This window comes from Streptomyces sp. NPDC019890, assembly GCF_044903445.1.
Taxonomy (GTDB): Bacteria; Actinomycetota; Actinomycetes; order Streptomycetales; family Streptomycetaceae; genus Streptomyces.
Map to the genome: position 1 here is coordinate 60494 of NZ_JBJDQK010000011.1, position 18131 is coordinate 78624.

Annotated in this window: 14 protein-coding genes and 1 pseudogene; 7 read left to right on the forward strand and 8 right to left on the reverse strand. The window is 67.0% G+C overall.

Annotated elements, in window-relative coordinates; translation table 11 throughout:
• Positions 1-6 precede the first annotated feature (6 nt).
• On the reverse strand, positions 7-1404 hold the full coding sequence (locus tag ACI2LP_RS26790) for a nucleotide sugar dehydrogenase (protein WP_404727070.1): 1398 nt from the start codon (positions 1402-1404) through the stop codon (positions 7-9).
• On the opposite strand from ACI2LP_RS26790, the gene ACI2LP_RS26795 reads away from it, so the two are divergent.
• Both ACI2LP_RS26795 and ACI2LP_RS26800 read left to right on the forward strand, forming a co-directional pair.
• Positions 1391-2602 (forward strand): NAD-dependent epimerase/dehydratase family protein, encoded by a 1212-nt coding sequence (locus ACI2LP_RS26795; RefSeq protein ID WP_404727071.1) that lies wholly within the window; start codon positions 1391-1393, stop codon positions 2600-2602. The genes ACI2LP_RS26790 and ACI2LP_RS26795 overlap by 14 nt on opposite strands.
• On the forward strand, positions 2590-3612 hold the full coding sequence (locus ACI2LP_RS26800) for an MraY family glycosyltransferase (protein WP_404727072.1): 1023 nt from the start codon (positions 2590-2592) through the stop codon (positions 3610-3612). Before ACI2LP_RS26795 ends, ACI2LP_RS26800 begins: the two co-directional genes overlap by 13 nt.
• A 62-nt stretch (positions 3613-3674) precedes the next feature.
• Here the strand turns inward: ACI2LP_RS26800 and ACI2LP_RS26805 are convergent, their stop codons facing one another.
• Both ACI2LP_RS26805 and ACI2LP_RS26810 read right to left on the reverse strand, forming a co-directional pair.
• Positions 3675-4652 (reverse strand): NAD-dependent epimerase/dehydratase family protein, encoded by a 978-nt coding sequence (locus tag ACI2LP_RS26805; protein WP_404727073.1) that lies wholly within the window; start codon positions 4650-4652, stop codon positions 3675-3677.
• A gap of 6 nt (positions 4653-4658) precedes the next feature.
• Positions 4659-5858, reverse strand: a complete 1200-nt coding sequence (locus ACI2LP_RS26810; protein ID WP_404727074.1) for a glycosyltransferase — start codon at positions 5856-5858, stop codon at positions 4659-4661.
• Between the two features lie 279 nt (positions 5859-6137).
• On the opposite strand from ACI2LP_RS26810, the gene ACI2LP_RS26815 reads away from it, so the two are divergent.
• On the forward strand, positions 6138-7025 hold the full coding sequence (locus ACI2LP_RS26815) for a class I SAM-dependent methyltransferase (protein ID WP_404727075.1): 888 nt from the start codon (positions 6138-6140) through the stop codon (positions 7023-7025).
• A gap of 144 nt (positions 7026-7169) precedes the next feature.
• On the opposite strand, the gene ACI2LP_RS26820 is transcribed toward ACI2LP_RS26815, so the two are convergent.
• The 3 genes from ACI2LP_RS26820 to asnB all read right to left on the reverse strand — a co-directional run bounded on the left by ACI2LP_RS26820 (position 7170) and on the right by asnB (position 11758).
• Complete coding sequence (locus tag ACI2LP_RS26820; RefSeq protein WP_404727076.1) at positions 7170-8369, reverse strand: glycosyltransferase; 1200 nt, start codon at positions 8367-8369, stop codon at positions 7170-7172.
• A gap of 160 nt (positions 8370-8529) precedes the next feature.
• On the reverse strand, positions 8530-9831 hold the full coding sequence (locus tag ACI2LP_RS26825; protein ID WP_404727077.1) for a lipopolysaccharide biosynthesis protein: 1302 nt from the start codon (positions 9829-9831) through the stop codon (positions 8530-8532).
• Positions 9824-11758 (reverse strand): asparagine synthase (glutamine-hydrolyzing), encoded by a 1935-nt coding sequence (gene asnB / locus ACI2LP_RS26830; RefSeq protein WP_404727078.1) that lies wholly within the window; start codon positions 11756-11758, stop codon positions 9824-9826. Before asnB ends, ACI2LP_RS26825 begins: the two co-directional genes overlap by 8 nt.
• A 240-nt stretch (positions 11759-11998) precedes the next feature.
• On the opposite strand from asnB, the pseudogene ACI2LP_RS26835 reads away from it, so the two are divergent.
• The 4 genes and pseudogenes from ACI2LP_RS26835 to ACI2LP_RS26850 form a co-directional block, all read left to right on the forward strand.
• A pseudogene (locus ACI2LP_RS26835) lies at positions 11999-12139 on the forward strand (Trm112 family protein); the annotation flags it as partial.
• The gene (locus ACI2LP_RS26840; RefSeq protein WP_404727247.1) at positions 12140-12985 is read left to right on the forward strand and encodes a class I SAM-dependent methyltransferase; all 846 of its coding nucleotides are present in this window, start codon (positions 12140-12142) and stop codon (positions 12983-12985) included. It abuts the pseudogene before it with no gap.
• A 240-nt stretch (positions 12986-13225) separates the two neighbouring features.
• Positions 13226-14344: a hypothetical protein gene (locus ACI2LP_RS26845; RefSeq protein WP_404727079.1), complete on the forward strand. Its 1119-nt coding sequence runs from the start codon at positions 13226-13228 to the stop codon at positions 14342-14344.
• A 100-nt stretch (positions 14345-14444) separates the two neighbouring features.
• On the forward strand, positions 14445-14990 hold the full coding sequence (locus tag ACI2LP_RS26850; protein WP_404727248.1) for a low molecular weight phosphatase family protein: 546 nt from the start codon (positions 14445-14447) through the stop codon (positions 14988-14990).
• Positions 14991-15007: 17 nt separating this feature from the next.
• Here the strand turns inward: ACI2LP_RS26850 and ACI2LP_RS26855 are convergent, their stop codons facing one another.
• A complete protein-coding gene (locus tag ACI2LP_RS26855) occupies positions 15008-16867 on the reverse strand; it encodes a DUF4012 domain-containing protein (RefSeq protein WP_404727080.1) in 1860 nt (619 codons plus the stop codon).
• Positions 16868-16878: 11 nt separating this feature from the next.
• The gene (locus ACI2LP_RS26860) at positions 16879-17619 is read right to left on the reverse strand and encodes an LPXTG cell wall anchor domain-containing protein (protein WP_404727081.1); all 741 of its coding nucleotides are present in this window, start codon (positions 17617-17619) and stop codon (positions 16879-16881) included.
• Positions 17620-18131: the final 512 nt, after the last annotated feature.

Sequence of the window (18131 nt, forward strand, 5' to 3'; positions counted from 1 at the left end):
CGCCTCTCAGAGACGCTCAACTGATTCCACGCGGCAGCGATTGCAGGCGTCAAATACGTAGTCGGCGACACGCTCCACCATTGCGTAGTCGAAGGAGTCGTGGTCGGTGGCAATGACCACCGCATCAGCTGCCGCGACCTGTTCCTCGGTGAGTTCGACGCACAGAATGTCCCCGGGCAGCTGAACAGGGTCGACATGCGGTTCCACGGCAAGGACATGAGCACCCATGTGCCGAAGTCCGAGGGCCACCGCGACGGAAGGGGACTCACGGATGTCGCCGGTGTTCCTCTTGTAGGCGAGCCCGAGGATCAGAACCTGGCTGCCGTTGACCGGCTTGCGCCGGGCGTTGAGCCCTCTGGCAACGCGCATTACCACATGGTCGGGCATATGACTGTTGATGTCGTTGGCCAGTGCCACGAATCGGAAGTCGTGCCGCAGCCGCTGCTTGACCTGCCACGAGAGGTAGGAGGGGTCAATGGGCAGGCAGTGTCCGCCTACGCCGGGCCCGGGCAGAAAGCGCATGAAGCCGAAAGGCTTGGTCGACGCCGCATCGATCACTTCCCAGATGTCGATTCCCAGCGGTTTGCAGAACATCGCGAGCTCGTTGACGAGGGCGATGTTGACATGGCGGAACGTGTTCTCCAAGAGCTTGGTCAGCTCGGCCGTGCGTGGTGAGCTGACCGGGACGGTACGGTCCACGATGTCGTCGTAGAAGAGTTCGACATTCCTCAGGGATTCGTCGTCCATACCGGAGACCACCTTGGGGGTGTTCTCCAGCCGCCAGGTCGGGTTTCCCGGGTCGATTCTTTCCGGGCTGTATCCGAGGAAGAAGTCCTTGCCCGCCTGAAGTCCGCTGCCCGCCTCCAGAATCGGGCACACCACGTGCTCCGTAGTGCAGGGATACGTTGTCGACTCCAGGATCACCGTGGCGTTCGGCCGGAGGTACTGGGCGACCTCCTGTGCGGCGCTCTCCACGAAACTCAGGTCGGGGGCACCGTCCTTCAGAGGCGTGGGCACCGTGATGACGCAGACGTCGAAACCCGCCGCATCCGCGTAATCAGTACTCAGGGCGTAGCGGCCCGAGTTGAGGGCAGCCAGTAGGCGGGGCGATGTCACGTCCTCGGCGAACGACTCTCCGCCGGCAAGGCGCTTGACACGCATCTCGTCCACATCGAGACCAACGACGTTGCGCCCGGCTTCCACCGCACGAACGGCGAGTGGAAGACCTACGTACCCCTGGCCGACCACCACCACCTTGTTTGTTGCCGTCGGCACGATCGGACTCCTCTCTGCTGGCCATGCAGAATGCTTCGATGGGATATGCCCCAGGCTCGCTCGACGCGGCTTGCTGTCCGTCTCCCGAGTGAACACTCGCCAGGCGAATGGGGGCATGTCGGTGGCCAAGGGTGGCGAATGGACTAATTGCGGGATTCAATTCATTCTTTTTGCGTCATCCCTGGCTATCGTTGCCGTGCGTTGCCGGGCACTTGCCCCTGGCAACGCCCACCCGCAAACAGGGAGTGACGGCGTGATGGAACGTCCGAAATACCTGGTCACCGGAGGAGCCGGCTTCATCGGCTCCCATCTCGTCGATGCACTTCTGGCGCACGGTGAGCCGGTCGTTGCACTGGACGACCTCAGCACGGGAAACCTGACGAACCTTGCACATGCGCGCGAGGCGGGGCACTTCCAGTTCGTCCAGGGCTCCGTGCTGGACACCTCGCTCGTCGACACGTTGGTGAGTGAATGTGATGTCGTGGTGCACCTGGCGGCGGCCGTGGGTGTGAAACTCATCGTGGAACAGCCGCTGAATTCCTTCACTACCAACACCAAAGGCACCGAAGCGGTCCTCAGTTCCGCTCACCGCTATGGCCGCAGAGTAATCGTCGCAAGCACGTCGGAGATCTACGGCAAGAACTCGTCCGGACCGCTGAGCGAGACATCCGACCGTGTCCTCGGCAGCACCTCCGTCCCACGGTGGTCCTACAGCACCGCCAAGGCGGTCGACGAGATCCTTGCCGAGCTCTACCGCCGGGAGTACGGACTGCAGTCCACCATCGTGCGGTTCTTCAACACCGTCGGCCCTCGGCAGAGCCCCGCCTACGGCATGGTCATCCCGAGATTCGCCCGTCAGGCAGTCCGCGGAGAGCCCCTCACCGTCTACGGCACCGGACAGCAGAGCCGCTGCTTTCTCCATGTCGCAGACGTGGTCGAAGCGCTCATGTTGCTGATCGACCTGCCGGACGCCGTGGGCCAGACCTTCAACATCGGGAGCGACGAGGAGATCAGCGTTCTGGATCTGGCGCGGCGGATCATCGCGTGCGCCAAGAGCAGTTCGCCGATGCAACGCCTCTCGTACAGCGAGGTCTACGGACCGGAGTTCGAGGACATGGAGCGCCGGGTCCCCGACACCACGAAACTCAGGAACTTCACCGGCTGGAAGCCGCAACGGAACCTCGACGACGTCTTGGACGACGCGGTCGAAGACGCCCGGAGCGACGTGCGGCGGCAGGCACTCGGGGCTGCCGCCGACGGCTCGGCGAAGGGAGGAACAGGCGACCCCAAGGGCCGGACGGCGCTGGTGGGCCCATGTCCGGTCTGAGTCCGTGGCTGGTGTCGGCAGGCGCAGGTGTGGGGGCACTCTTCATCGCCGCCCTGCTGACCGAGCCCCTGCGACGCCTGGCCCTGCGGCGCGGTTACACCGACCAGCCGAGCGCACGCAAAGCACATGTCCATCCCACTCCCTACCTCGGCGGCATCGCGGTCGCGATCGCCACCGTTGTTGCGGCGTGGGTGGCGACACTCGCCGTGAAGGGGACCGATGCCACGGTCGGCGTCCTGCTCGCAAGCGCCTCGCTCATCGCCGTGCTGGGCCTCGGCGACGACCTGCGTCCGCTCAGCATTCGCCTGCGTCTGTGTGTCGAGGCCGCGGCAGCCTTGGTGGTGGTGCTGTGGTGCGGCCATCCCGTGCTCTTCGGTTCATGGTTCGACGTGGTGGTCGCGGTCGCCTGGATCCTCTTCACCACCAACGCGTTCAACCTGCTGGACAACATGGACGGGGTGGTGTCCACCGTGACCGCCGTCACCGCAGGGTTCCTGTGCTGCGCCGCCCTCTCCATCGGGCTGGTCGGCATTGCCGCGGTCATGGCTGCCGTCGCCGGAGCCAGCGCGGGCTTCCTGTTCCACAACTGGCATCCTGCGCGGATCTTTCTCGGTGACACGGGCTCGCTCTTCGTGGGCTTTGTGGTGTCCTCGGCCACGGTGGTCCTGCACAAGGACACCGCCGCCCTTTACGAGTACACCAGTCTGTTGCTCATCACGCTGGTCGTGACCGCGGACACCGGACTGGTCATGGTCGCCCGCCGCAGGGAGGGCAGACCTCTGCTGCAGGGCGGCAGGGATCACATCGCCCACCGGCTGCGGAGCCTCGGGCTGACTGCCGGTCAGGTGGCGGTTGTCATCGGCGGTTTCGCGGCCATGTCCTGCCTGACAGCGGTGCTCGTCATGTTCAGGGTGTTCCCGCAGAGCGCCGTGCTGGCAGCGGTTGTCGTGGTGACCGCGGTGACTGCGGTGGCGTGGGGACTGCTGCTGAGAGTCCCCGTGTACACGTAAGAGAGGGCGGACAGCTCTGAGGGGAGCCCCGACGCGTCGCCGGGGCTCCCTCAGAGCTGTGGTCAGCCCACTTCCACCGGGAGGGACTCGGCAGCTGCCGGCGCCTCGTACTCGGGCAGGGTACGGAACCAGCGCACGGTGTCGGCCAGCCCTCGCTCCAGGGGCACTTGGGCGACATCCGGGAAGAGTTCGCGCAGGAGGCCGCCCGACGCCTGGGAGTGGCGGACGTCGCCAGGCCTCGCCGCCTCGTGCCGGATGTCGGCGGGTGACCCGATGATGTCCGCAAGCTGCCGGGTGAGGTCGATGACGGGCACCCGCGTACCGAAGGCCAGATTGACCGGACCGGGGCACGTGACCTTGCGCAGAACAGCGTCGGCCAGCACCCTCACGACGGTTCCGATGTAGGTGAAGTCCCGCGTCTGCAGTCCGTCGCCGAAAATTCTCACGGGCGTGCCGCGCAGCATGGCATCGATGACGGCCGGTACCACGGCGGCATAGGCGTGCCCCGCTGACTGCAACGGCCCGTAGACGTTGAAGAACCGGAACGCCAGGACCGGGAGGCCGAACGAGGCACCGTAGGCGAGGACGTACGACTCGGTGGCGAGCTTGCTCGCGGCGTAGGGGCTCATGGGCCGGGTGGGCAGCTCCTCGTGTTTCGGAAGCACGGGGACGGCTCCGTAGACCGAGGAGGACGAGGCGGCGACCACGGGGACGCGATGGCGTCGGCATGCCTCGAGGACATACATCGTCCCGGTCGCGTTGACACGGTGACTGGCGACGGGGTCCGCCAGAGACCGGGGTACGGACGGGCGGGCCGCGAGGTGGACGACGGCGTCCACTCCCGACACGATGCTGTCGAGGAGCTCGGGGTCGAGAATGCTGCCCTCGATCAGCTCCGTGTCGACTCCCGCCAGGTTGGCTGCGGAACCTGTGCTCAGGTCATCCAGAGCGATGACCTTGCCCACGGTCGGACGCGATGCCAGCTCTCGGCAGAGGTTGGCACCGATGAAGCCGGCACCTCCGGTGACTAGGACGTTCAACAGTGCTCACCTTTCGAACGGGGATGCGGTCCACCAATTGCGGGCGACCGCGATGGAGGTGTAAAGAGCCTGCGTGTCGGCCACCAGACGTTCCTCGCCGAAGCGCTGGGCGGTGAACGTACGTGCTTGTGCCCCCATCTCTTGGCGCAGTTTCCCGTCGCGCAGAAGAGTCGTTGTGTGCCGGGCGAGTTCAGCGGACGACGGTCGTGCCAGGAGCCCCGTCGTACCGTCCTGCACGACCTCCGCGACGCTGCCGACGTTCGTGGCCACCACGGGCAGCCCCGCCAGTCCGGCCTCGATCAGACTGACGGGCATGCCTTCGTTGTCCGAGGTCAGCAACACCAGGTCGGCGGCCGCGTAGACGGTCTCCACATCAGCGCGCCAGCCCAGCAGGTGGAGGCGGTCACCGAGATCGGCGACTGCCTCCGGATCCGGCTGGAAGTCGCCTTCTCCACACACCACGAAATGGGCTGCGGGAAGGGTGCGGCGTACTTCGCGGGCCACGGCGAGAAAGCGATCGGGCCGCTTGATTCCGGTAATTCGCCCCACATAGGCGACTACGGGGCAGCCTTCCGGAAGACCGAGCATTCGCCGGGCCTCGGAGGGCTCGGGTGCGTCGGTGAGCCTGGTTCCCGGCGGCACGACCTCGTACTGCTTCGCCTTTCCGATGCCCGCGGCGAGCAGGTCGTCCCGCACCCGGCTGCCGACGGCGACAAGGCGGTCCGTGAGGGCTGCCAGCGTGCGCTCGGTCTGCACCACGACGCGGGTCTTCGCCGGGGAGAAATAACCGTGCAGGAGATGGCCGTGAAAGGTGTGCACCCTTGAGGGGACACGCGCCATGACGGCAGCCGCTCTCCCCAGGGCGCCCGCTTTCGCCGTGTGTGTGTGGACGATATGGGGCCGGAACCGGCGCATGGCTCTCGCCAGTTCGAAAACACAGCGCACGTCGTCGGTGGGCCGCACGGCCCGTCCCATCCACTCCAGCCGATGGACCGGCAGGTCGGCCGCTCGCTGGTCCAGATAGTCCGCCTCACCCGAACCCACCTGACCGGCGATCAGAAGATGGTCGAATCGCTCGGGATCCAGCCCTCGCATGAGGGCGGTGACCTGAACTGCCGGACCACCGATGTTCATTCGCGTGATGACTCTCATCACGCGCAGGCGTGGAATGCCCGAACCGTTGCTTCGGTGCGTGGTGGTCGACATGTGCCCGATATTAGGCCGAGCGCACTTCGGTATCCGGCAAGGGCGCGAATTCTGTGTCCGCTGTTTTTGGTAACCCGCCCGGAAATATTTCGACAGGCCAAGGAGGCTCACCGAAAGCCCGGTATTCGGTCGATTCTCGTATCCGTCACCGCAGCGTCGACGCCCTTCTCGACCAGCGTCTGATATACCGCGTCAGTACGCACGTTTCTCGTCGGGTCGAGCACCAGGGGTGGCGTCGGCGCCTGCGGTACATGCCCCCAGAAGGAAGGAGACCATGAGGTGATCGACTGCACCAGCGAGGTGGAGCAGGGTAAGCGCTTCGCCTTTGGCCAGAATTGGCAGAAGTTCAGTCGGCTGGTCGACGAGGACCGTATTGCCATCGCCCGGGAGTCCCTCGTGGTGGCCCTGGGAACCGGCGACCTTGCGGGGCGTACGTTCTTGGACATCGGCTGTGGCAGCGGGCTCTTCTCGCTGGCCGCAGTCCAACTCGGCGCGACGGTGCACTCCTTCGACTACGACCCCGACGCCGTGGCGACCACCAGGCAGCTGCGCGACCGGTACGCACCCGACAGCGACTGGCAGGTCGAGCAGGGCTCGGTGCTGGATTCGTCTCTGGTTTCCCGCCTCGGACAGTTCGACATCGTCTACTCCTGGGGGGTGCTGCACCACACGGGCGCCCTGTGGGACGCGTTGGACACTGCCTGCCGACTGGTTGCCCCCGGCGGGTTGCTGTACGTGTCGATCTACAACGATCAGGGCCTGCGCAGCCGCGCGTGGACACATGTCAAGCGCACGTACAACTCCTCCGGTCCGCTGGCGCGGCGTGTGCTGGTCGTCGGGAGCGGGATGTATCTGTACGCTCCCCGGCGAGCGGTCACCCTGCTGAAGTCGGCCGTGAAGGGGCGACGTCCCGAGGGCGGCAAGGCGCGACGCGCTCGAGGCATGTCCGCCCGGTACGACCTCATCGACTGGGTCGGCGGCTATCCCTTCGAAGTCGCAGCTCCGGAAGAGGTGTTCCGTGTGGGTCGGCGCCATGGGATGGAGCTGCGTCATCTCAAGACCTGCGGAGGGGGCCTGGGCTGCAACGAGTACGTCTTCGCGGCGATCACCGATCATGGCGACACGCAGACGTCCCACGCCGCTCGCAGCGTGACAGCCGCGGCCTGAACACCTTCACGTACCGAGGTCGCACGAACCGACCGCGTTCCGAGCTGCCGAGCGCGGTCGGCAGCGCCGATCCCGGTGGAGGGCGCTGTCGGCCGTGCCGTGGCGGACCGCCACGGTGTCAAAGGCCCCGGCAGCCGCCCGCGTTCACCTGTCGGATCTGCGCTCCAGCAGTTCCCGGTAGAGACTGACGTGCCGCTCCACCATGCTGTCGGCATTCAGGTGCTCAAGAGCCCACTCCCGAGCAGCCTTACCCAGCCGTGCGGCGGCGGCGTGGTCCGTGAGCATCCACTGCAGGCCATCCGCCAGGGCTCCGGGGTCAGCCGGCGGCACCAGCACCCCATGGTCGCGCAGCAATTCAGGTGTTCCGCCGACGGAGGTGGCCACCACCGGCCGACCGATGGCCATGGCCTCCATGACCGCGTTGCTCAAGCCCTCCTCCAGGGAGGGCAGCACAACGACGTCCGCGCGGGCGAGGAATGCGGGCACATCCGTGCGATGGCCCAGAAGCCGTACGTCGATGCCCAGCCGCTGTGCCTGTCGTTCCAGATCAGGCCGCTGCGGACCCTCCCCGATCAACACCAGGGTGCAGCGGTGCCCCCGCTGCTGCAACCGGCACATGGCGTCGAGGAGATATTCGTGACCCTTGTAGGTACGGAGGTTGGCGACGCACAGCACGACTGGCAGGTCCGTGGCCAGGTGCGCCGGCGCGGCCACCCGGAAATCCCGCTCCTCCATACCGTTGTGAATGACGGCGATCTTGTCCCGCGGCAGGCCTTCCTGGCGCAGGGCCTCCTCGGCTACGGCATGCGCATTCGCCACGACGAAGTCGGTCATACCGGTGGTCACCCGCTCCACGGCCAGCTGCGCGCGGCGTCCCTCCTTGAACGTGCCCAGACTGCGCCGACCGGCCACGCACACCGGAACACGCGCCAGGCGGGCCGCGGGAGCTGCCGCGATGTAGCAGTGGAACAAGAAGGCGTGCAGGACTTGTGGTCGCGCGCGGCGCAGATGCGCCACGAGCCGGGCGAACGCCCGCAGGGCGGCCGCGGTGTCGCTGAGGGTGCGCCGGAGATCCACCCACGGCCGGGTGATTCCCCGATAACCCAGGCTGACGATCGTCACCCCGGAACCGGCCAGCTCTTCCTCACGCGGCCCTCGCCCGGACAGCAGGAGCAGGGTGGTCTCAATGCCATGGGCGACCAGACCACGGGCCAGCATCACTACCTGCTTCTCGGCACCGCCCAACCCCAATTGACCGATCATCAGGCTCACGCGGGACAGCTCGGTATCGGTGGCGGCATTCCCGGCGATCTTTGCGGGCTCGGTGTCGCGGCATCCAGTCACTGTTCACAGCTCCGTTCAGCAGCAGTTCCGCACACACGGGGTGCTTCCTTGCCGTCCAGGCTCTCAGTCGCATTTGTTCTGGTATCAATCGCGACGCGCCGTCGTCCGGGTGATGGGTCGCTCGGGGTCGGCCGAAGACCGTACGCGGCTGTCGGGGGCATTAGGCGGCAGCCTGCCGGTTCGGAATGCAGCGACGCGCGGAGGCGAGAAGTGTGAGCAGATCCGGGGCCTTGGGAAGCAGCTTCCGGGCCTGGACACCGGTCATCCTGGAGAACAGTCGCATCTGAAGGGCAGCCAGCAGTACGTATGCCAGCGAGGACGCCAGCGCGCAGCCTGCAGCGCCCCACACGGGAATCAGCAGCAGGTTCAGCGCCATGTTGACCACTAGAGCGATCACGGATGGTACGACGACCGTCGGCGCACGGCGTGACCGCAGCAGGTAGGTGCTCGGAAGCCGGCTCGCCCCCAGCGCCATCACGCCGGGAGCCAGCAGCATCACGAGCGGCACCGCATCGGTGTACGCCGCACCGTACACGGCGGAAACCAGCACCGGCGCGGCCACTGTCAGCACCAGTGCCGAGGCCAGGGCCAGCAGGACCGCGTACCGGGTGATTCGCACGGTGACATCGGCGGCTTCGGTGTCACTGGAGTTGAACTGGCGGTTGAGCATCACCTGGGAAACGACATCCGCCAGCATGCGGCTGTACCCGGCCAGGCCGACGGCCAGCGAGTAGATGCCTACCTCACGCGCTCCGGTGAGTGCGCTGAGCAAGTAGATGTCGGCGTTCATCAGAAGGAACACCGAGGCGGGTCCGAGGTGGTACCGGGCGCCGGTGGTCACCGTCGTGCGTGCCAGCGTCAGGTCCCTGTGGCGACCCGCGGCCGCCCCGACCGAGATGAACACCACCAGCGGGACACCCCCGGCGGCGACCCAGACCATCAGCGCAGCTGCGACGCTCAACCTCTCGCCGGCCGCCAGTGCGGCCACAGGCGCGCATTGGGCGAGCGCCCCCGCCAGCAGGGACCAGTTCGCCACATCCACACGCCCCCGCAGCAGTGCGATGTTGCCGGCGTAGTTCGACGCGATGCCGAGCGGCACGCTCAGGCAGGCCACCATCACCAGGTACATCCCCGGCAGGTTCAGAGTTTCAGGGCCGACCGCGGCCACAGAGGCAGTCCCCGCCAGCCCGCTGAGTGTCCCGAGCACAAGAGCGAGCGGCACACTGTTGCCGGCGAGCGCCTCCCGGCGCCCGGCGTCGGTCCACAAGGCGCTCTGCGACTGCTCCCCAGACAGGTGTCCCAGCATGGTGGCCGTGGTGGCGACCGTGACCGCCATGTAGTAGACACCGCGGCCCTCCGGCTCCAAGGACCGCGCGATGACAGCGCTGGTGAACACGGACACCACCAGGCACGCAGCCCGGGTGCCGAGTATGCCGAGCACCTGTCGCGCGGTGTCAGCCACAGTGCCCCTGGGCGGCGGGTTCGGCAGCCGCTGTTGCGGTGTCACAGGCGGTCTCGGCGCAAGTGCGATGCCACAGCTCGAACTGCAGCAGCGACCACAGCCGCGTGGAGCGGTCGCGCCCCTCGTCATGGTCCTGCAGCAGTCCTCGCACGAACTCGGGCCGGAACAGGCCGCGAGAGCGAGCGGTGTGGTCGGTCAGCAGATCGAAAGCCAGCGGTCGCAGCTCGCAGCGAAGCCAGTCCGCCAGCGGTACCCCGAAGCCGGTCTTGGGGCGGGTGATCAGCTCGGACGGCAGCCATGGGGCCATCGCCTTTTTGAGCAGCGCCTTGGTCACTTGGCCGTCGACCTTCCACCGGCCGGGCAGCCCCGCGGCCCACTCCATCAGATGATGGTCGAGGAACGGAGATCGGGCCTCCAGCGAGTGAGCCATCGTGGTGATGTCGACCTTCACGAGCAGGTCTCCCGGCAGGTACGTGTTGACGTCGACGTCCATCAACCGGTTGACGTCCTCGTCCGCGCGGGACGTGTCGAACACCTCCCCGATCAGGTCATAGCTGTCGACGTGGGCCAGCTGCTCGTGCATCGACTTCGTGTAGAGCGCGTCCTTGCTCTCGTTGGTGAAGTAGGACATGAGGCTGGCGTATCGGTGCTGTGGCGTCTCGCCCAGCAGCTGCAGCCCCCGTCCGACCCTGCGCAACCGGGGCGAGGTGCCGGCCTCTGCCAGTGCCGAGCCGACGCGGTTCAGCACGCCATGCAGCCGAGGGGGGGCTTGCCTTCGCCCCACTCTCTTCATGTACGCATAGCGCCGGTAGCCACCGAAGCATTCGTCCCCGCCGTCGCCGTTGAGTACCACCGTCACGTGCCGACGGCTCAGTTCGGCCACGAAGAAGGAGGGGATGGCCGAGGAGTCGGCGAACGGTTCGTCGAAATGCCGCGTCACCGTGGGCAGAACGTCCAGCGCGGACGAACCCGCCACCACGAACTCATGGTGGTCGGTTCCATAGCGGCGGGCCACGGTGGCCGCGTAGGACCGTTCGTCGTAACGCTGGTCGTCGAATCCGATGCAGAACGTCTTCACGGGCCGGTCACTGAGCCGGGCCATGGCGGCCACCACCGCGGAGGAGTCGATGCCGCCGGACAGAAACGCCCCCAGCGGACGCTCGCTGACCATCCGGACCCGCGTTGCATCCAGCAGCAATTCCCTTGCCTGCTCTGCCGCTTCCCGCTCGCAGCCCACCGGCCGGGGCGTGAAGTCCAGCTTCCAGTAGTGCCTTAGACTCACCTCCCCGTCCTGCCAGACCAGCAGGTGTCCGGGGGGCAGCTTGCGGACTCCGCGGTAGATCGACCACGGTGCCGGCACGTACTGGTAGGTCAGATAGTGATGCAGAGCCTCCGGGTCCACCTCACGGGACACCGCTGGATCTGCCATCAGCGCCTTCAGCTCCGAGGCGAACGCCAGTGAGGTCCCGGACTGCCGGTAGTACAGCGGCTTCTTGCCCACCCGGTCCCGTGCGAGCAGCAGCCGGCGCCGTGCCGTGTCCCAGATCGCGAAGGCGAACATACCCCGCAGATGCGCGACCAGATCCTCGCCGTGTTCCTCGTAGAGGTGGACGAGCACCTCGGTGTCGCCCTCGGTGGCGAATCGGTGCCCGCGCGCGACCAGTTGCTCGCGCAGTTCGACGAAGTTGTAGATCTCTCCATTGAAGACCGCCGCGACGGTGCGGTCCTCGTTGTAGACCGGCTGGCCTCCGCCGGCCACGTCAATGATGGCGAGTCGCCGCATCCCCAGCGCCGCATTGGCGTCGGTGTGGTAGCCCTCTCCGTCGGGCCCCCGATGGGTGATGCGGCGGCACATCACACGTACCAGTTCGGGATCGGGAGGGCTGACAGATACGATTCCAGCTACCCCGCACATATTGCTCCCCATGTATTGCACCGTCGGATGACCGGTCGGCCGACATCCCGCTTGCCGGTGCACTTCATCGCTGGCTTACCGCCGAAGCCCCGAGATACATACCACATGGGTAAGGGAATTCCGCCCGGCTTTACCGCGCAACGCCCGCCCCTCGCTTCGGGACACATCGCGATGTGCTCTGAACCGGTGACCTTTTCCGGCGGGCACTGTAGGCATGGTGGTCAGGCCTGGATGGCAGCTAGCTTGTCCTGCATGCACAGGAGACTGGCCGACGGCCTCGCGGAGGAGAACCGGGACGGTTGCTGGTTCGAAACGCTTCAGTGTCCGAACTGCCGTGGGCGGCTTCACGGAGAAACCACACTGACCTGCGAAAGGTGTAGACGGACCTATCCGGTGCGTGACGGGATCCCGCGGTTCGTTCCCGAGGACAACTACGGGAATTCGTTCGGGTATCAATGGAATGTGCATCGGCTCACCCAGCTCGACTCGTATGTGGGGCTCCCCGTATCCAGAGATCGCCTACTGCGGGAGAGCGGCTGGACCGCCGATGAACTTCAGGGCCGCGAAGTTCTTGAGTGCGGAAGCGGTGCCGGACGCTTTACCGAGGTGCTCTGCCAGGCCGGGGCCGCCGTAACCTCCTTCGACATCTCCAACGCGGTGGATGCCAACGCCACATCCAATGGCCGATTCGCCAATCTGCGGCTATTTCAGGCCAGTATTTACGACCTCCCCCTGGTGGACGAGTCATTCGACCGCCTCGTCTGCCTCGGGGTCATCCAGCACACGCCTGACGTCGAGCGGACCTTTAAGACGATCTTCCGTTACCTGCGGCCCGGTGGAAGGTTCTGCATCGACGTGTACGCAGCGATCGTCGCCTATCCGCATCTACGGCAACTGCTGCGGCCCGTCACCAAGCGAATTCCCCCCGGCAAGCTCTATCGCGTTGTTCAATCCGTGACGCCACGACTGCTGCCACTTTCCATGCGTCTCAGCGCAGTTCCGCGGGTGGGTGACTACCTGGCCCGGCTGGTTCCCGTCGCCAATCACCGCCACCTCGGATTGACCGACACCGAAACCTTGCGGACCTGGACGATCCTGGACACCTTCGACTGGCTCTCGCCTCAATTCGAGCGGCCCCAGCCGCGGCGCCGGCTCGAGCGCTGGTGCAGGGACCTTCGCCTGAGCGAGTTCGAGATCGAACGCATTCGTGGGCTCTATGTCATCCGTGGAACGAAGTGAAATGCCGGACAGGACATCAGCGAAAGAGGCCGGTTGACCATGCGCGCATCGACCGTGCTCAGGAAACCGGCTGGTCCTCTTCCTTCCCCGACCGACAGCCCGCGAAGTTCCCTCTGGGGCGCATCGGCGGTACTCGCGGCAGCCGCGGTTCTCCACGTCGGTGTTGTCCTGGTCGTTCACTCGCAGACCAACGGCGACGCGCTCTTTCCGGATGCCCGGGGCTATGAATCGGCCAGCGACATGATTACCGCGGCCTGGCGTGGTCAGAGCCTCTGGGAGACCCACGATATCTCGGGGCTGGTCGGTTCCGCGGTGTGGGGCTACCCGGCGATCATGGCGCTGTGCAGGCTCCTGACCGGTGGTGGGTGGCTGGCCGCCAAGACGGTTCTGGCTCTTCTCGCGGCCACCGGCGCGGTCGCCGCGTACGGACTGGCTCTCACATCCGGGCGGGGGCGTAAACGCGCCGCCGCCGCCGGACTGATGGTGGGCGCAAGTCCGTCCCTCTTGCTGTGGGACGCCTGGGGCCTGAAGGACGGGCTGGTCACCAGCATCGTCCTGTGGTCCCTGCTGGTGCAGACCCGGGCGCGCTTCTCGCTCGCCTGTGTCAGCACGATGCTGAGCATCTACGCATGTCTCTACCTGAGACCAGCGGCAGCCCTCTTTCTCGGGGTTGCTCTGCTCGCCCGGGTCAGATTCCGCCGTGAGTACCTGGTGGGATCACTTGTCGTGGCAGGGGCCGCCGCCTCCTTCGTACTTCCTCGGCTGATGACGCTCCTCGGCCTGGTGGAGAGCCTGGAGGTCCACAACGGGACCAGTCTCGGCTTCAGCGGGGGATACGGCTCCCAGAACCTGCTGAATCATCCTCAGTATCTGGTCACCCTGCTGCTCGGGCCGTTCCCCTGGGAGTTCGGGCCGGAGACCGCGGTCCCGGAACGTTGGCTGTATCTGGGTACCGTCATCTGGATCGCCTCTCTTTTTCTTGGTCCCACCGCATTGCGCAGGGCCTGGGCGGACACCGAGGGGGTCGGCCGCGCCGCCGTGCTGGGCGCCTCGGCCTATGCCGCCGCATATATCGCCACCTTCGGCGGGGCCTTTTACCGGCAGCGTTCCCTGCTCGAATGCATGCTGATCATTCTGGTCGTGCTGTACCTCCCCCTCTCACCGGCCAAGGCCATGATGCGGATCCACGTGTGGCTCGCCGTCATCGCTGCCGTGGCCGTCGTGCACAGCCCGCACCTCACGCCCACGATGTGGAGCAAGTGGCTGGCAGTGTGCGTGATGGGTCTGGCCGTCCCGCTGGCATTAATGTGCAGCCTCCGGCGGGGCGTGGCACATCGATTGCGCGACCGCCGGGCGTAGCCACGCCTCTTGAAAGGATCGCCTGGTGCTGGGCTCTCCGAATCCTTCCGTCGTGGGTGATGCCGTGATCCGCCGCTCAACCGTGCGTGAACCTTTCCGTGTGCTCGTCGTCTGCACCGGAAACCTGCATCGCTCACCCCTGGCAGAGCGTCTGCTGGCCTTCCGACTCGCTTTGGCCCGGGGCAGGTTCCAGGTGTCGAGCGCGGGAACCATCGCCGTGAACGGCGCGCCGATGGACCCGGCCGCCGCCTCCCTGCTCATCGAGATGGGCGGGGATCCCACCGGAGCCGCCGCCCGAAGGCTCACCGCCCCACTTGTGCGCGACGCGGAACTGGTGCTGGGCGCCGCGACGGAGCACCGCGAGGCCGCCGTGCGACTCTCCCCGGTGCATGGACTCGGCCGCGCCTTCACGCTGCGGGAGTTCGCCAGGCTGCTGCATCAGGACGACGCGGCCGGTCTGAACGACCCGGCCGAGCGGGCCGCGGCCCTGACCAGAGGGGCCGCGGTCCGGCGGGGGGCAAGCGGCGGGGGATCGTGGGACGACGACCTGGACGACCCCTATGGTGCGGCCGAGGAGGAAGCAAGGGCGTGTGCCGCCCGTATTGCTGAAGCGGTGGATGGGATCGCCACCGCAATGCTCGGCTGACCGGGTGGGGTTCCCGCTCAGGATCCGTGGCAGCCCGAGGACGGGTGCACCGTCGCGTGCAGTGCCCGCGGCAGTTGTTGGTGCAGCACGGTGGGCGCGTCGTCGGCCGGAGGCTCCAGCAGGTGCAGCATCACCGTGCGGCTGCTGCCCGCAGGCACCTCGACGTCGAGTGTGTACACCGGATGCCCGCGCTCGAAACCAGGTGACACAAGAGCCGTGTGCCCGTCGACGGTTGCCTTGATCAGATTCGCCCCGGCGGTCGCGTAGTAGGAGACGAGCAGGCGATTGTCACCCTCGTGCGTTGCATAAGGCGGCTTGTCCAGGCGGGCCGTGACGTAGGTGGGAAGCCCTGCGGACGGTGCACGGTTGGCGAGGACCGCCTTGACCGTGACCTCGCGTCCGGCGGCGGTGCAACGACCGGGATACCAGTCCAGCGTGCGATCGAGGTAGTAGTCCAGCTTGGTGCCGGCGGCATTGTTGACCACCAACCCGGCGTAGGGCGCCGGGCTCAGCGGCAAGGAGCCGCCAACCGGGCGTGACTCCAGCTCCCGCTGCTCGTCGCGGTGGGCGCTCCAGACCTGCATCTGCCCGTTGCCCAGCACCTCGTGCAGGCCGAGGAGCAGTGCGGGCCGCCGCTGGGGATCTTCGGCTGCGGTCAGCAGACGCCCGGCAGCGGCGCGGGCCACGTTCAGCAGGAAAGCCTTGCGCTCAAGCGGGTCGGGGTACGTCATGTAGTTGATGCGCTCGCTGAGATCCACCACGTTGTCCGCGGCGACGGCTGTGCCATCGCTCGTGCGCGTCGGCCCGGAAGCTGCCAGCAGCCGAGCCAGCGCGCCCGGATCCACTGAGAGCACGCCGTCGACACGCTCGCCGCTCTTGTCGAGCCAGGCCGCCGACCAGATGCGCGCGGCGAAGGGGAAGTGCGGGCTCATATTGGAGTTGGGCCATGTGTTCACCGAGTCGCTGTGTCCGTACATGGCGGTGAACTCGGCGCCGAGATCCACCTTGGGGCGCGCGGTCACCATCTCGGCGTCGTGTCCGAACTCCGTCAGTGCCAGCGTGCCCTTGTCCGCCGTCAACATGGCCTGAGCACCGGGCATTCCACCGGTTCCCCGCGCTTCCGCGGGATTCTGGAACACCATGAAGTAACGCCGCGGCCCGTCCGCGCCGAGCATCGCCGGCAGGAGGCGGGCCCCGGTGGCGGCGTCCTCCACGGTGGGCGCCATCCGGTCCAGCTTCTCGAGGAGTTGCGTTCGGGCCCGGTCCACGACGGGCAGCCAGGTCCGGCGGGGCAGGTCGCGTGTCTCCGCACGAGCCGCGGTCACCTGGCGCGAGGCCTGCTCAAGCGCCGGGGCGGCCCTGCGCAGTTCGGACAGATTCAGGTGGCCGTCGCCGGCACCCGCTTCGTTGGTGAGGTCGCCGACGGTTCGTACGACGGCAGGCAGTACCGCGCCGGTCAGCCGGTCCACGGCCCTGGCCGTACCGCGGATGGTCTCGAAAGGACCTCCGAGGCCGGGCAGCTGCGCGGCCACGAACCAGGCGGGTCCGGTGGTGAGCCGATGAGCGAGGGCCCCGTGCAGCGCAGCGGAACGGGCCGCCGCTTCGGTGCGCGCCCGGCGGCTCGTGCCGTCGCTCGCCGCCGAGACCGGGGAGAGGGGTGCCGTCACGGTGTTCCGCAGAGTATCCAGCTCGCTCCGCGCCGCGAGCAGCTCGCTACGGGCGTACAGGCCAGTGACGAGTACCCAGCCCGAACCGGCGAGGAGACAGCCTCCGGCCACCCACATCGACAGCCTGGTGCGACGGCGGTTCCGTCGCACCAGGCCGGTGAAGCGGGACAGCACTGCGCTGTCCCGAAGTCTGCGGGTTGTCCACGGCATCCGCGGGCCTCTCAGCCGCGTTCAGTGTGACTGCGCCGCCGCCTGACGATCACCAGTGATCCGCCACCGAGCAGCACCAGGCCGCCGGCCGCGCTGAGCAGCGCCACCGTTGCATCCGACGAACCGGTCGTCGCAAGCTCCGAGGGGTCGTGGTCATGACCGGATCCGTTGCCGTGGCCTGAGCCGGGGTGGTGTCCGTGGCCGGGGCGTCCGTGGTCGTCCCCGTGGCCGGGCCGTCCGTGGTCGTCCCCGCGACCGTCCCCGTCGCCGGTCACGGTCAGCGGCACGGACCGCGTGATTCCGGAGGTCTCGCCTTCGAGTGTGAAGCGGTAGTGGCCGGGGCGCGTGTGCTCTGGGATGGTCACCGTGCCGTCCACATCGCCGTTGGCGTAGGCGGTGTAGGTGCCGAGGTACACCGTGCGCCCGTCCCCGTCTCCGCCCCCGTGGCCGCCCTCCGCCGTCGGCGCCACGACGGGCTGCACGAATGACGGCGATGTCCTGAGTGCGGCCGTTGATGCGGTGGTGGCAGCACCACCGGGGACGAGGTTGGCGTCAACCTCCTCCTCCGCCTCGAAGCAGGCCGCGGAGAAGGTGAGCTCATCACCGGGGGCCACGGTGTCATCGCTGAGCTGAAGGGGAGGACATGGTGGGTACTGGGCGAAGGCCGGCTCGGCCAGCACCAACGGAGCAGCGGCAATCAGCGCTGCGGTGGTGGCGGCGAGTGCGACGCGCCGTCGCGAACGTGTGGGCATCGTGTTCGACTCCTTCAGAAGGCGCTTGGGCAGTGATCGTTTGTTGCTGTATGTCGTCTGCAACCGCCGTTCCGCCCGACTCGGACGACCTCTGGAGCCATGACTCGGACAGCAAGGCATCGACCGAATGAGCAACACAATCCATAGACGTGGGCCGTTCCTGACAAACGGGCTCGCCAGGGTGTTCCACGGGTCGGCGCACCGGTTGCACCCAACTGGCTCCTCAGCACTCGCGGCTGCGGCCCGCCTCTGGTGAGGCATTGCATGCAGTCCTCGGCTCCCGGCAGGGAGAGCGGTTGCGTAAGCTGGTGCGGTCCGCGTACGGCGGGGTGGAAGGCTGCCAACAGCGCCTCTGCATCTGCCTGACGCAGCGCCAGGGAATCAGCAGTCGGTCAGCATGAGCCGTGAAGAACATCACCGTGGCTGCCCGAGGATGCGACAGACAGTTGGGCGAGAAAACGCCTCTGACCTGCAAGAACGCAGGCCGAGAGCCAAGATCCGGGAGTGCTTCG